The organism is Cytobacillus firmus NBRC 15306 (assembly GCF_001591465.1).
Lineage (GTDB): Bacteria > Bacillota > Bacilli > Bacillales > Cytobacillaceae > Cytobacillus > Cytobacillus firmus.
Genome location: NZ_BCUY01000006.1, coordinates 21768 through 36490 on the forward strand (window position 1 = coordinate 21768; position 14723 = coordinate 36490).

At 44.9% G+C, this 14723-nt stretch carries 15 protein-coding genes, 1 pseudogene and 1 riboswitch; of the genes and pseudogenes, 14 read left to right on the forward strand and 2 right to left on the reverse strand.

Going from position 1 to position 14723, the window contains the following annotated elements; all coding sequences use genetic code 11:
• Positions 1–394: 394 nt before the first annotated feature.
• A pseudogene (locus BFI01S_RS02990) lies at positions 395–1201 on the reverse strand (L-dopachrome tautomerase-related protein); the annotation flags it as partial.
• Positions 1170–1703 carry a GerAB/ArcD/ProY family transporter gene (locus BFI01S_RS02995; RefSeq protein ID WP_309229211.1) on the reverse strand — a complete coding sequence of 178 codons (534 nt, stop codon included), beginning with the start codon at positions 1701–1703 and terminating at the stop codon, positions 1170–1172. The pseudogene BFI01S_RS02990 and the gene BFI01S_RS02995, both read right to left, overlap by 32 nt.
• Before the next feature lie 438 nt (positions 1704–2141).
• Here BFI01S_RS02995 and BFI01S_RS03000 point away from each other — a divergent pair, with 438 nt between their 5' ends.
• The 14 genes from BFI01S_RS03000 (at position 2142) to BFI01S_RS03065 (ending at position 14680) form a co-directional block, all read left to right on the forward strand.
• Positions 2142–2423, forward strand: a complete 282-nt coding sequence (locus BFI01S_RS03000; RefSeq protein ID WP_061791269.1) for an MFS transporter — start codon at positions 2142–2144, stop codon at positions 2421–2423.
• Positions 2424–2474: 51 nt separating this feature from the next.
• Positions 2475–2651: riboswitch (cobalamin riboswitch) on the forward strand.
• Positions 2652–2884: 233 nt separating this feature from the next.
• Positions 2885–4507: a precorrin-3B C(17)-methyltransferase gene (gene cobJ / locus BFI01S_RS03005; protein ID WP_061791270.1), complete on the forward strand. Its 1623-nt coding sequence runs from the start codon at positions 2885–2887 to the stop codon at positions 4505–4507.
• 9 nt (positions 4508–4516) lie between these two features.
• On the forward strand, positions 4517–5287 hold the full coding sequence (gene cobK, locus BFI01S_RS03010) for a precorrin-6A reductase (RefSeq protein WP_061791271.1): 771 nt from the start codon (positions 4517–4519) through the stop codon (positions 5285–5287).
• Positions 5275–5949, forward strand: a complete 675-nt coding sequence (locus BFI01S_RS03015; protein ID WP_061791272.1) for a precorrin-8X methylmutase — start codon at positions 5275–5277, stop codon at positions 5947–5949. Before cobK ends, BFI01S_RS03015 begins: the two co-directional genes overlap by 13 nt.
• Positions 5924–7060 carry a cobalt-precorrin-5B (C(1))-methyltransferase gene (locus tag BFI01S_RS03020; RefSeq protein WP_061791273.1) on the forward strand — a complete coding sequence of 379 codons (1137 nt, stop codon included), beginning with the start codon at positions 5924–5926 and terminating at the stop codon, positions 7058–7060. Before BFI01S_RS03015 ends, BFI01S_RS03020 begins: the two co-directional genes overlap by 26 nt.
• Positions 7035–8228, forward strand: a complete 1194-nt coding sequence (locus tag BFI01S_RS03025; protein ID WP_061791274.1) for a bifunctional cobalt-precorrin-7 (C(5))-methyltransferase/cobalt-precorrin-6B (C(15))-methyltransferase — start codon at positions 7035–7037, stop codon at positions 8226–8228. The genes BFI01S_RS03020 and BFI01S_RS03025 overlap by 26 nt, the downstream gene beginning before the upstream one ends.
• Positions 8229–8933: a precorrin-2 C(20)-methyltransferase gene (cobI, locus tag BFI01S_RS03030; protein WP_061791275.1), complete on the forward strand. Its 705-nt coding sequence runs from the start codon at positions 8229–8231 to the stop codon at positions 8931–8933. It abuts the gene before it with no gap.
• Entirely contained in the window at positions 8930–9712 is a 783-nt protein-coding gene (gene cobM / locus BFI01S_RS03035) for a precorrin-4 C(11)-methyltransferase (RefSeq protein ID WP_061791276.1), read from the forward strand. The genes cobI and cobM overlap by 4 nt, the downstream gene beginning before the upstream one ends.
• Positions 9705–10841 (forward strand): cobalt-precorrin 5A hydrolase, encoded by a 1137-nt coding sequence (locus BFI01S_RS03040; RefSeq protein WP_061791277.1) that lies wholly within the window; start codon positions 9705–9707, stop codon positions 10839–10841. The genes cobM and BFI01S_RS03040 overlap by 8 nt, the downstream gene beginning before the upstream one ends.
• Entirely contained in the window at positions 10838–12223 is a 1386-nt protein-coding gene (locus BFI01S_RS03045; RefSeq protein WP_061791278.1) for a cobyrinic acid a,c-diamide synthase CobB, read from the forward strand. The genes BFI01S_RS03040 and BFI01S_RS03045 overlap by 4 nt, the downstream gene beginning before the upstream one ends.
• Positions 12192–12821 (forward strand): precorrin-2 dehydrogenase/sirohydrochlorin ferrochelatase family protein, encoded by a 630-nt coding sequence (locus BFI01S_RS03050; RefSeq protein WP_061791279.1) that lies wholly within the window; start codon positions 12192–12194, stop codon positions 12819–12821. The genes BFI01S_RS03045 and BFI01S_RS03050 overlap by 32 nt, the downstream gene beginning before the upstream one ends.
• Positions 12818–13579, forward strand: a complete 762-nt coding sequence (gene cobA, locus BFI01S_RS03055) for a uroporphyrinogen-III C-methyltransferase (protein ID WP_061791280.1) — start codon at positions 12818–12820, stop codon at positions 13577–13579. Before BFI01S_RS03050 ends, cobA begins: the two co-directional genes overlap by 4 nt.
• Positions 13573–14127: a nitroreductase family protein gene (locus BFI01S_RS03060; RefSeq protein ID WP_061791281.1), complete on the forward strand. Its 555-nt coding sequence runs from the start codon at positions 13573–13575 to the stop codon at positions 14125–14127. Before cobA ends, BFI01S_RS03060 begins: the two co-directional genes overlap by 7 nt.
• Positions 14128–14140: 13 nt before the next feature.
• Entirely contained in the window at positions 14141–14680 is a 540-nt protein-coding gene (locus BFI01S_RS03065; protein WP_061791282.1) for a cob(I)yrinic acid a,c-diamide adenosyltransferase, read from the forward strand.
• Positions 14681–14723 lie beyond the last annotated feature (43 nt).

The window sequence follows — 14723 nt, forward strand, 5'->3', positions numbered from 1 at the left end:
GATATAACCCAACACAAATTGAGAGACATAATAAAAAAGGCATTGGCAGTTAAAAAACCAACGCCTTTTTTGCCTCTTAAATAACTACGGTGAACCGTACAACAAATAGCGGGAAAGCAAAGAGTAGAGGTAATTCTTGAAAAAAATATTATAAAAAGGCTATTATAATGAAGAAAACCAATTCATTATTTCTAAGTTTAAGTGTTTTATATGCCCTGCTCATTTTTGAGTGGGGTATTTTATTTTTTTCTAAAATAAAAAGAAAGACTCTATATTTAGAATCTGTCTTTTTCGCCTATTATCATTAAGCTTTATTTACATTTGCAGCACGCCAAACGCATAATAACCGATTAAACCTCTCCTGACGTAATGTAAAAATTTCAACTATTTTTTATTACGAAAAGGTAGGAGCAGGGAATTCATCAATTTTCATACGAAGTAAACTATAAGGTTTCTGTCGCAGATCCTTTCCATAATGAAACCTTGCCTGCCGATGTAATTGGTTCACGATGACATATAAGTATTGATCCGGCCCAATTGAAAAAGTATCTGGCCATAAAATTCTCGGATCGTGAGCGATTGTTTCCATTATGCCATTCGGCAATATCTTTCGAATACTGTTGTTTTCATAGTCTCCGGCATAAATGGTTCCTTTTGCCCCAGTGATCATTCCATCAGATGCACCTTTTTCTCCCCGGTACTCCACCTGATAAAGTAAATCCATGTCAGGTATCGTTCTGTCTCTTAGAGCTTCTGTTGAGATTGAATACAAATGCCGACTGGTAAGTGGACAAAAAAATAAAACCTTTCCATCGGGAGAAATCGCTATGCCATCAGACGCCAATCTAAATGGAGATGTTGAACCATCTTGGTTTCGGTTCATCAAAATTTCACCTTCTACTTTCGGTAAAAAATAAGAATCGGGTGAAGTTGAATTTGCCCCATTCAACCGTCTAAACGCGTTTCCATTTTCTAAATCAACAACGATAATAGCTCCTGGTCCTTTGGAAGATGAATCCGTTATATATGCATAACCCGCTTTTCCAACACGAAAATCAAATCGGACATCATTCAGATAAGTTGTTGGCAGGACAACATCTTCTGTAAAGGTATATACTTTTCTTATTGTATTAGTTTTTAAATCAATAGCGACTAATTTTGCCCCTCCTTTAATTGGTACAGAAAAATTCGGTGCCGCTGCCGATGAGAAGTTCCTTAACGGAATGATCCCAAATTGGGAGGAGATTATAGAAATTCGAGAATTTAATGGCCCAGCCAAATGTGAGAAGGAGATAAGAAGGCAATACAAGGCCGAAAAAGGCTATACCGACTACCGTTCTGAACCCTCCAAAAATGATATAAGTACAAAGTATCATGAAGCCAAAGGAGAACCAGAAAGTGCTCAGATTCGGAAACATCCACACTTGAATGACTTCGATAAATGTTCGTGCTATAGCTAAGACATACATAAAAAAGTAACCTATGAAAATGGAACTGATTGCTATGCCTATCAAATTGCCTAGAAGGTACTTATGGGCTGTCAGAAAATCTCCATCAACCGTTTCGGCAATTTTATAAATCATCCAAAGGATGACATGTATGCATCCCCCGGCAAACAGGATGGAAATCCATGCATCATAGCCTGCATCCTTTGCGATATGTCTCTGATAGCTAAGAACCCCAATGCCAATTTGCATGGACATAATTAAATAAAATACTAAAAATGGGGATATCTTCAATCTGTCTGGTATTGGCTGCTCCTTTATCTGGTTCACCTCCGTTTCATGATTTGGTATCTGGCTGTGGTAAAACTGAGCTCTGAGCTCCTACTCCGGCGTTATTCATCAACTTTTTATCTTGTGTTCTTTTTTTGCTAAAGGGGATAGGATGTTTATTAAAGTAAGACCAAAGCGTACATTTGTTTTTTGACTATATTAGAATTTATTGGAATAAAAAGGATTTTTCCCATACCTCATGCTGGACTTCATCCTTAAGTCTGTTTAGTCATAAGTAAATCACCATTATTTTCTGCATTACTCTTAATATTACCGGTGCTGGAAAACTTATGAATGCAAGGCAATAAAAAGTGTGGCGGTACATAGTTACATCATCCACAAAGTTTCCTTTCTATCATTTGGGGAATGTCTGTCATCGCAGATTCTGCCCAGTTTTCTGCTGCGGTTTCAGAAGTTTCTGAAATTGAGTATGTAGGAACAGCCCTGACTTTTCAAATGTGTTTTGGTTTCCTGATCACTATATTTTCTATAAACCTTATTCCTATTATTCAGAGGTTAGTTGGCTGGGAATGGGTCTTTGCCTCTTTAGCGATTGGACCGATTCTTGGAATGGTTTCTATGGTCCGGTATAAACGGCATGAATTTTATAATGCCAAAGCTACTAACACAGCATTAAAAAAATTATGAAAAAAATAATATGTCAAATTTGGTCATTATATGTTATATTAGTAAAAAATTAATATATCAATTTAAATAAGTGCTCACTTTGTGAGGTAAAAGGGAAACCAGTGAAAGTCTGGTGCAGCCCCCGCTACTGTAAGAGCTGATGAAATTACAATGCCACTGAGAAATCGGGAAGGTGTAAGAGTAAGAAGAAGCTTAAGTCAGGAAACCTGCTTATTTAAACGACACTTGCTTTTCGGAGGGAGAAGTATAGGCGGGACAATTATGATCAATTGTTTTTGGGTTTCAGTATGCTTATTTTTATACTGTCATTTCATATGCCTGTATTCCTTTGAAAAGGAGTGCAGGCATTTTTTATTTTGCAAGAAGCATTGAACTTTGAGAATTAGATGGCGCAGGCCGCCTGCTCGAGCAGTACGGCAGCAGACATGGCGCATGTGCATTTCTTAATTGGAGGTAAGCCTATGAAAAAGGGAAAAATCTTTGTTGTCGGCTTTGGTCCGGGCGATCGTGAGCATATAACCAAGCGGGCTGTGGATGCGCTGCAGCAGAGTGATTGCATTATTGGCTATAAAACTTACGTAGATCTGATCGAGACACACGTAACAGCAAGTTCGATTGTCAGCACAGGGATGACTGAAGAGGTATCCCGTGCGCAGGATGCAGTGAAAAGAGCGGAAGCCGGCCAAATTGTTTCTGTGATTTCGAGCGGTGACTCGGGCGTTTACGGCATGGCCGGCCTAGTGTATGAAGTGCTGATCGAATTGGGCTGGAAAGAAGAAGAAGGAATCGAAGTGGAAATTGTTCCTGGCATCTCTGCGATTAATTCATGTGCGAGCTTACTGGGTGCACCTGTCATGCATGACTCCTGCACCATCAGTCTGAGTGACCATTTAACACCCTGGACGGTAATCGAAAAGCGCATTGAAGCAGCAGGAATGGCAGATTTTGTCATTGCATTATATAACCCGAAAAGCGGCCGGCGGACACGGCAGATTGTCGAGGCACAAAGGATTCTATTAAAATATCGTTCTCCTGATACACCAGTGGGGCTTGTGAAAAGTGCTTACCGTGAAAATCAGAATGTCATTCTGACGACACTGGCGGAAATGCTTGATCACGATATAGGCATGCTGACAACAGTTGTGATCGGGAATTCCTCCACTTTCTTTTATGACAATAAAATCATTACGCCGAGAGGCTACCAGCGCAAGTATACGCTTGGGGAAGAGAAGCAAAGCTTAAAGCCGCATCAGCGTTTAAAAAAGGAAGCGGAGCCATGGGCATTAAATCAGGAAACCGGGGAAGCAGTGCCCGGCTACGAGCAAATTGAAAGCAAAAAACAAGAATCCAGTTCATTGAATATGGCTTTAAAGGCTTTATCAATGGTGACGAAATCGGAGATTGACCAAACACATTTAGTGCAGCAGCCAATCGAAGATATTTTTGAATTTGCGGTTTCGCCTGGTGTAGCCAATAAATTTATTACAGCTGATCAAATGCGCATATTGGCAGAAGCTGTTGGCGAGAAAGGCACCATGGAATATACACCGGATCACCGATTTTTAATCAAAATCCCTACTGTACGGCCTCATTCCATTGTCGAAAAACTCGAACAGCACGATCTGACAGTCATGCCGGCGGGTGATGTTCTAAATGTAAAAGCCTGCGATTTTTGCTACGGGGAGAAGGCAGAATCCATTCCATATGCAGAGGAAATTGCAGCTGAACTTGGCGGCTTAAGGCTTCCAAAGGAACTGCATATTGGCTTTAATGGCTGCGGTATGGCCTGTTATCGGGCGGTATTTGATGATATCGGCATTGTTTACCGCAAGAAGAAGTTTGATTTATTTATCGGGGCAAAGCCGGTTGGCCGGACAGCACATGCTGCCCAGCCGGTGGCAGAGGGAATTGAACCTGATCAGCTGGTGCCGTTATTAAAGGAGATTATCGAAGAATACAAAGAAAATGCACATCCGAATGAACGGCTTTTTAAATATTTTAAGCGCGTGAAAAAAATTCAGTATTTTACTTATCAGGATATGAGCTCCAGGATCGAAGTAGAGCCGGCACCATGCGGGGATTAGGAGGATCTCATGATTTTATTTTTAGCAGGCACAAGTGATGCGAGAGCATTAGCCATTCAATTGAAAAATCAAGGTTATCCTTTATTGGCAACCGTTGTCACAGAATCGGCAGCAGACAGCTTGAAAGCTGAAGGCATTTCTTTTAAAGTGGGGCGGCTGTCAGAAAATGACATGATTGAACTGATTCAGATGCAGGAGATGACCACTGTGATTGATGCCAGTCACCCCTATGCGGAAGAAGCGTCAAAAACGGCCATGGCAGCAGCTGAAGCATGCAGCATTCCTTACATACGTTACGAAAGGCCAAATGAACAGTTTACCTCACCGCTCATCACTGAAGCCGAAAGTTATGAGGAAGCAGCAAAATTGGCTCAATCGCATAAAGGGACAATCATGCTGACAACCGGCAGCAAAACACTGGAAATCTTCACAAAGTATTTAATGCGTGAGGAGATCCGGCTTGTATGCAGGATGCTTCCAAACATAGGAAACATGGAAAAATGCCATAAGCTTGGCGTTAAACAAAAGGACATTATTGCGATCCAGGGACCATTTTCCGAATCATTAAACAAAGCTCTTTGTGAGCAATACGATGTGACATTGATGATTACGAAAGAAAGCGGCAAAGTGGGTTCGGTGGATGAAAAAATGACCGCTGCCCTGGAATTGGGGATTCCTGTTATTTTGATTAAGCGGCCGCCACTTCATTATGAAAACTTCTGCACTTCTTTCGAAGAAGTGATTCAAAAATTGGGAGGGCTTTACACATGGCAAACATGAACTTTAATACCACATTTGTACCGTTAACGGTAGATCCGGATAAAATTTATGATCACAGTTTCGCGCTTATTAAAGAGGAGATGGGCGAGCATCCATTTACAGATGAGCAGTGGCTGGTGGTTCGGCGCGTTATCCATGCTTCGGCAGATTTTGAGCTGGGCAGAAGCATGATTTTTACAGCAGATGCCATTGAAGCAGGGATTCAATCCATTTTAGCGGGCCGTCATGTAGTGGCAGATGTGCAGATGATTGAAAGCGGGTCAGGACGCAAGCGATTCCAAAAGCATGGCGGGGATCTGCATTGTTATATCGCGGATGAAGACGTTTCAAAGGAGGCGAAGTCTCAGGGAACAACTCGTGCGATCATTTCCATGCAAAAAGCAACAAGTCTGCATGAAGGGGGCATCTATGCTATCGGCAATGCGCCAACTGCGCTGCTGGAATTGATTCGTTTAATTAAAGAAGGCCTCGCAAAACCTGACTTAATTATTGGCATGCCAGTCGGCTTTGTATCAGCTGCAGAGTCTAAAGCCGAGCTGGCTGTGCTTGAAGGGATCCCATTTATTACGAATGCAGGGAGAAAGGGTGGCAGTACAGTGACGGTCGCTGCGCTGAATGCCATTTCGATTATGGCGGATGAACGGGCAAAAGCAGCGAACTAAAAAAGATCCATCCCAAATGCGGCACGGCTTTACGACAGGTGCCTGTGCCGCAGCCATGACAAAGGCAGCGCTGCAGGCACTTGTGACCGGAGAGGTGCCCAATGAAGTTACGATTTATCTGCCGGTTGGCCAGTATGCCACTTTTAAAGTGACGGCTTTTGATCTGTCAGATGGACGCGTCATGTGCGAAACGATCAAGGATGCAGGGGACGACCCGGACGCCACACATCAGGCAAGAATTCAAAGTACGGTCACATATGCCAAAAAAGAAGGCATCCATTTAGATGGCGGGATCGGTGTGGGAAGAGTCACAAAAGCCGGGCTGCCAGTAGCGGTAGGGCAGGCAGCGATCAACCCTGTGCCGCGTAAAATGATCCATGGTGTCGTGCAGGAAGCAATGGACAAATATAAAGTAAATCGGGGCATTGAAGTGGTCATTTCGGTTCCGGACGGTGTCGAAATAGCTGAAAAAACATTGAATGGCCGATTAGGAATTATCGGAGGAATCTCGATTTTAGGAACAAGGGGAACGGTGGTGCCATTTTCCAGTTCCGCTTATATGGCGAGTATTTCTCAGGCGATCAATGTTGCAAAAGAAGCAGGATGTGAGCATTTAGTCATTACAACAGGCGGACGCAGTGAGAAATTTGCCATGAAGCAGTATCCGCATTTGCCGGAAGAAGCCTTTATCGAAATGGGCGACTTTGTCGGTTTTACTTTGAAGAATATAGCAAGGAAGAAGATTCCCAAAGTCTCTCTTGTAGGGATGATGGGGAAATTCTCAAAGGTTGCACAGGGAGTTATGATGGTGCACTCGAAAAGTGCACCAGTCAGTTTCGGGTTTTTAGCAGGTGTGGCCAATAAAGTGGAAGTCAGCGAGGAAATTCAGCAGGACATTTTACAGGCAAATACGGCTTCACAGGTTGGTGAAATCCTGCAGGGAAACGAAGAATTCTTTGAAGCCCTTTGCCGAAACTGCTGTTATTATGCACTGAATCATATGAACGCAAACGTCAAAGTATCGACAACTCTGTATGCCATGAACGGAAGCTGTCTAGGAAAGGCTGAGAATATTGACAAATTGGATGAAGATGATTGGTATCGGGGATAATGGCGCGGCAGGCTTGCTCCCCTCATACATAGACTGGATTCATGAATGTGAGGTCCTGGTCGGCGGGGAACGCCATTTGCAATTTTTCCCGGAATTTACTGGAGAGAAAAAAGTAATCAAGGGCGGCTTGTCCGCGTTAACAGCTGATTTGCAGCAGGAAACACGCAATACGGTTATTTTGGTATCAGGTGATCCGCTGTTTTATGGGCTTGGCAGTGTATTGGCAAAAAAGCTTCCATTGGAGATTTATCCTTATACCAGCTCAGTTCAGCTCGCTTTTTCGAAAATGCAGGAGAGCTGGCAGGATGCGTATGTTGTCAGCCTGCACGGCCGTTCTATTAAAGGTTTTGCCCAAAGAATTGACGGGCGGAAAAAGATTGCTATTTTAACAGATGAAAAGAATACACCACAGGCCATTGCAGCGTATTTAAAGGAGTTCGGCATGACGGAGTATGATGCCTTTGTTGCTGAAAATCTGCAGGGGGAAAATGAACGCTGCCGCTTTTTCACCTTGGACGAAATGCAGCAATCATTCTTTTCTCCATTGAATGTGGTGATTTTAAAGCAGCGTATGTCTGTGGAGCGTGCCTCACTGGGAATTCCCGATGACAGGTTCGTACAGAGAAAGCCGGATAAAGGCCTGATTACGAAAAAGGAGATCAGGACTCTCTGTCTGCAGGAGTTAGAGCTAAAGGAAAACAGCATCGTCTGGGATATTGGAACCTGCACAGGCTCCGTTGCGATTGAAGCAGCGAAAATAGCCCGGGAAGGTGCGGTGTATGCGATTGAAAAGAATGAGGGTGATTTGGGAAACTGTCTGGAAAATCAATTAAAACATCGGACAGATTTCACGGCCGTCCTTGGAAAGGCACCTGAGAGGCTGGATGAATTTCCTGATCCTAATGCTATTTTTATTGGCGGAAATGGCGGGAATATGGAGCTTTTATTGCAGATATGCCTTTCACGGCTGCAGCCAAATGGCCGGCTCGTTATGAATATTGCCACGATCGAAAATCTCGCAGAAGCGATGCAGCATTTGAAAAATCTGGGCTGCGAAGTATCCGTATTGCAGGCACAGATTTCTAAAAGTAAGCCAATTTTGCATTTAACGCGCTTCCAACCGTTAAATCCCATTTTTATTGTGACTGCAAAGAAAGGAAAGAACTAAATGAGAATCGGAACTTTATATGGATTAGGAGTCGGGCCGGGAGATCCGGAATTAATCACGGTAAAAGCATTCCGCAAATTGCAGGAAAGCCCGGTCATTGCTTATCCAAAAAAATTAAGAGGCAGTAAATCCTACGCCCATCAAATTGTAGACATGTATATAAATCCCGGAGAAAAAGAAATGCTTGGTTTGGTTTTTCCAATGACAAAAGACGAAGAGACATTAAGGGCTGAATGGACAAAATCCGCAAAAGCGATTTATGGCTTTCTGTCTCAGGGAAAAGATGTAGCATTTGTGACGGAAGGGGATCCGATGCTGTTCAGCACATTTATCCATTTAATGAAGCTGATGCAGAAGATGCATCCCGATGTTCCAATTGAAACGGTAGCTGGCATCTCGTCTTTTAATGGTTCTGTTAATCGCTTGGGAATACCCCTGGCTGATGGCGATGACCATGTCGCGATGATTCCGGCAACCGAGAATATGGTGGAAATGCGGCGGGTGATTGAAACTCATGATGCGATTGTCTTCATTAAAGTAGCGAAGGTATTGGACGATATGCTAAATCTTTTGGAGGAAATGGATTTATTGGACAAAACACATGTTGTAACAAAGGTTACATCTGACGAAGAGGTCATATGGAATGTCCATGAGCTCCGGGGTGCAGAGTTAAATTACTTGTCATGTATGGTGGTGCGCAAATGAAGAAAATCTGGATTATCGGAGCAGGACCTGGAGATCCCGATTTAATTACGGTAAAAGGCTTAAAACTATTAAATAAGGCTGATGTTGTCATGTATACCGACTCCCTTGTCAGCGAGACTTTAGTGGCGGAAGCCAAGGAGTCGGCAGAGATTATCCGTACAGCCGGAATGCATCTTGAAGAAATGGTGGATTGCATTGCTGAGCGAGTCCATGCTGGTAAAACAGTTGTACGTCTACATACAGGCGACCCGTCGATGTACGGGGCAACGATGGAGCAAGTGGCACTATTGAAACAGCACGATATAGGCTGTGAAGTTGTGCCGGGGGTGAGTTCTGTTTTTGCCTCAGCAGCAGCAGTCGGGGCAGAGCTGACGATTCCGGATTTAACACAAACGCTTATTTTAACAAGGGCTGAAGGGCGGACACCAGTGCCGGAGCGTGAAAAATTACAGGCATTAGCCAGCCATCATTGTACAATCGCGATGTTTCTGAGTGCGACCTTAACAAAGAAAATCACAAAGGAACTGCAGGCAGCCGGATGGGAAGACAATACACCCGTTGCGGTTGTGCAGCGTGCTTCTTGGCCGGATCAGAAAATTGTCCGCACCACACTGTCTGAGCTGGACGAAGCGATGCGTGTCAACGGAATCCGCAAGCATGCGATGATTCTGGCAGGCTGGGCATTGGACCCGCATATCCATGAAAAAGAATACCGCTCGAAGCTATATGACAAAACATTCACACATGGCTTCCGCAAAGGTGTGACGGCGAATGATTAGTTTGCGCGAAGGTGAAATCCCGGTAATTGATAAGCGCAAACCCTATGCTCTTGTTGCCATTACAAAGCATGGAGTGGCGCATGCAAGAAGCTATGCGGAAACATTCCCGTATGCAGACCTGTATTATATGAAAAAATTCGAACATGGCGATGAAGAAGCGCGGCAAATTCAGTTATTTGATGGCACGGTCCGCCTATTATTGCCTGCATTGTTCCAGCAGTATAAAGGGATTATCTGCATCATTTCCCTCGGTGCTGTCGTCCGCATGATTGCCCCGCTGTTGATCGATAAAAAGAAGGATCCTGCCGTGCTGGTGGTTGATGATAAAGGCCAGTTTGTTATCAGCGTTTTATCCGGCCATATTGGCGGTGCTAATGCATTAACCCATGAATTTGCCCATGCGATTGGGGCGTCGCCCGTTGTGACCACCGCATCAGATGTTCAAAAAACGATTCCCGTCGATTTATTTGGCGCCCAATTCGGGTGGATGTGGGATAGTGACGAAAAATTAACACCTGTCAGTGCATCGGTTGTCAATGAAGAGCATGTGGCAATCGTGCAGGAAACAGGTGAAAAGAATTGGTGGATGTACGACCGGGAACTGCCGGACAATCTAAAAATCTATCAATCTATAGAGGAAGCCATCAAGGCGAAGCCTCAAGCGGCACTCCTTATTACAGATCGCATTCTAGTACCTCATGAAGAGGGGCTGCTTGAGAATGGCGTCCTGTACCGTCCAAAATCAATTGTTCTTGGGATTGGGTGCAATCGAGGCACGTCAATGGCAGAGATTGAAAGAGTAATCGATGAGACATTGGCAGAGCAAGGTTTGAGCAAAAAAAGTGTCAAAGCGATTGCATCTATTAATCTGAAAAAAGACGAGGCAGCCCTGCTGGAAGTAACAGCTAAAAATAACTGGCCGTTTGTTACATACACACCTGAAGAGCTGAATGAGATTCCTATGCAGAATCCGTCGGACACTGTCTTTAAATATACCGGCGCGTATGGGGTCAGCGAGCCGGCGGCCATGAGATATGCAAAGGCGAAGGAATTGCTGCTGGCGAAAAAGAAGAGCGGCAATGTGACCATCAGCATTGCACGCATCAATTTTGAGGAGGGAAGAGGATGAATCGATTTGTTCTGGCCGGAACTGGAAGCGGTGTAGGAAAAACAACCTTCACGATCGGCATTATGCGTGCACTGATGAAGCGGGGGTTAACCGTGCAGGGCTTTAAGTGCGGCCCGGATTACATTGACCCGGCGTATCATACTGCTGTCACCAAACGCCCTTCCCGAAATATTGATAGTTTCATGATGTCCCATGATACCGTGCGTGCTATTGTCGCAAGAGCAAGCTGCGATACTGATGTATCAGTTATTGAGGGAGTGATGGGCTTTTATGACGGCAAATCCCCATTGTCCAATGAAGGTTCTGCTGCTCATATTAGCGGGATTACAAACAGTCCCGTCATTTTAATTGTCAATGCGGCAAGTATGGCAAGAAGTGCGGCTGCGATTGTCAAAGGTTTTCAAATGCTTGATGAAAGCTCCCATATCGTTGGTGTCCTTGCCAATCAATTAGGAAGCAAAAGCCATTTTGACATTGTCAAATCAGCGATTGAACAAGAATGCGGAATTCCTGTCATAGGCTATCTCCCAAAAGGAGCTGTAGCCGAGATGCCAAGCCGTCATTTGGGGCTGGTGCCGGCCATTGAACGCGGTGATTTAGAATTCTATTTTGAAAGTCTGGCAGAAGCGATTGAAGAAACAGTCGATATTGATCAGCTTCTGGAACTAACGAAAGCCCATGTCCTGGAGGTTTCCTCTTCGATATTCGATGCACAGCCGGAAAGAAAGGAAGTACATATTGCGGTTGCCAGAGATGCGGCCTTTAATTTTTACTATGAAGAAAACTTAGAATTGCTGCGAGCCCATGGTGCCGCATTGCATTTCTTCTCACCGCTCGACAACGAGGAAGTTCCTGAAAGAGCACAGGGGCTTTATATCGGCGGCGGCTTCCCGGAAGAGTTTGCTGCAGCATTGGCAAAAAATGAAGCATCAAAACTTTCCATCAAGGCGGCGCTGGAGAAGGGTCTGCCGACATTGGCAGAATGCGGCGGATTTATGTATTTAACAGAAGAAATTGTGGATCGAAAAGGACAGGCATTCCCGATGATCGGTGTGATTCCGGGCCGGGTCAGGATGCAGGATAAATTGGCTGCACTCGGGTATCGGGAAATCACAGGTGTTACTGGCAACTTCCTAGTGAATGAAGGAGAGCAGGCAAAAGGGCATGAATTCCATTACTCGGCATATGAAGGAGAGCACTCATCACCGGCTTACTTTTGCAAGGGCCGCTTCCGGTCTCAGAAGGAAGGCTATTTAACTGATAATCTTGCAGCCGGCTATACACACTTTCATTTTGCATCGAATCCACAGCTTGTAAAAAATTGGCTGGCAGCTTGTTTGGAGGCAAAACATGAATTATTTCCCGTTATTAATGAATCTTGATTATAAGAAGGTGGTCATTGTCGGTGGCGGACATGTGGCACGCCAGAAGGCTGAAGCTCTGTTGCCGACAAAAGCCCAAGTAACTGTGATCAGCCCGGTGGTTACTGAAAAATTGCAGCAGTATATCCATGAAGGCCTTCTGACATGGAAAGAAAAATCCTTCGAACCGGCTGATTTAGATGACGCGGCCCTTATATTCGCTGTCACAAACGACGAAGAAGTAAACAATGCAGTGGAAGAAGCCGCACAGCATTGGCAGCTGCTCAGCCGGGCAGATGCAAAGGGGAGGGTGGATTTCATTAATCCCGCAGTTGTCCGCCGCGGTGAATTCGTTTTGACCGTATCGACATCTGGCGGGAGCCCGGGTCTGACCCGCAAAGTGAAGGGAGAATTAGAAGAGCAATATGGAGAGCATTACGCCCAGTATGTATCTTTTTTGAAGGAAGCCCGTCAGCGAATCTTGGAGAAGTTTACCGGGAATGAGAAAAAGCAGCTGTTGGCAGAGCTTTTGGATCCACAGCTTTTGGAATGGATGGAGCAAGGGGATAAGCAAAAATGTGAAGACTGGCTGCTTAAGCGTTTAGGAGAAAGGCAATGAGAGGATTTGTCTATATTGTTGGAGCTGGCCCTGGTGACCCCAAACTGCTGACAATCCGCGGATTGGAGTGCATTCAGCAGGCTGATGTCATTTTATATGACCGTCTGGTGAATAGTGAGTTATTAACACATGCAAAAGCAGATGCAGAGCTGATTTACTGCGGAAAAGAGCCGGGCAGGCATGGATTGATTCAGGATGAAATCCATCAGGTCCTGGTACAACAGGCGAACCTTGGCAGGCAGGTGCTGCGCTTAAAGGGCGGTGACCCTTTTGTATTTGGACGCGGCGCAGAAGAAGCAGCCATTTTGCGGGAAGCAGGTATTCCCTTTGAAATTGTACCTGGAATAACCGCCGGGATTGCTGCGCCTGCTTATGCAGGCATTCCTGTGACACACCGTGATCACGCGGCAAGCTTTGCCATTGTGACAGGCCATGGCCGCGCTGAAAAGGAGCAGGACTATTTAAAGTGGTCTGCTCTTGCTCAAATTGACACGGTCGCTTTTTATATGAGCATTGGCAACATTGCTCACATTACGAAAAGCTTAATAGCCAATGGCAAAAGCGGAACAACCCCTGCTGCTGTGATTGAATGGGGCACAACTGCCAGGCAGCGGACGATTATAGGGACACTCGAAACGATTACAGAGGATATCCAGGTTCATGGCATCTCGAATCCATCGATGATTTTGGTTGGAGATGTGGTTGGAATAAGGAATCAAATTGCCTGGTTTATAGAAAAGGAGCATGAATTATGTTAGAAGCCTTGAAAAAACGGCGTGCGATTCGAAACTTTGAATCGCGCGAAGTAGAACGGGATAAAATCGAAACATTATTGACAGCAGCCACATATGCACCAAATGACCGCATGCGTGAGCCGTGGCATTTCTATGTATTGCAGGGAGAAAGTTTAAAAAGCTACGAGCAGATTGCACTTGATTACCTGCAAAAACGCTTTCCGGCGAAGCCGCATTTAGTGAAAAGCTCCATGGAAGCCATCACGAAAACACCACTGATCATTGTTGTGACATCCGCCATTGTGGAAGGAGATGAAGGGGCGACAAAAGATAATGTCTTTGCTGTAAGCAGTGCAATCATGTCGATGTGGCTGATGGCCGAACAGCTGGGATTAGGGATGGTATGGCGTACAAGAGGCGTTGGCTTGGTGCATGATACAGCACTGCATGATTTTATTGGTGCATCTGAGCAGGAGCAATTAGTGGGGACGCTATGCATCGGCTATCCGGCAGAAGAAATTGCTGCCGAAAAAAAGCGTACCCCATTTGCTGAAAAGACAACTTGGCTGTAAGGAGGAATGGTTTATGCCACAAAATGGTATGCTGCTGGTTTATACAGGAGATGGAAAAGGAAAAACAACCGCCTCGCTTGGTGTAACATTAAGGGCAATCGGCCGGGGCATGAAGGTGAAATACTTTCAATTTATTAAATCACCGGAACGTACATATGGTGAACAGCTGGCCCTCAGGAAACTGGGTGTTGAAACTGTGCAGCTGGGAATCGGGTTTACATGGACGAAAACACCGAAGGAGCACCGTGAAGCACTTGCGACCGCCTGGCAGACAGTAAAAGAAGAATTGAAAAATGAAAAAACAGATGTGTTAGTGCTTGACGAACTGAATAATGCCCTGGCCATTACACGTTTTCCCATTGACGATGTGCTGCCATTATCTGAGGTGCTGGAGGCCATTCAAACCCGTCCTGAATCGATGCATTTAGTGATCACAGGGCGTTCTGCACATCCAGCCATTCTCGAATTGGCTGATTTAGTGTCTACCATCAATGCCACCAAACATTATTATGCCGAACAGGAAGTTAAAGCCATGAAGGGGCTGGAGTTTTAAGCAGCTCCTCCCGAGTATTTAAGACCCTGTATCTAGTTAGGTT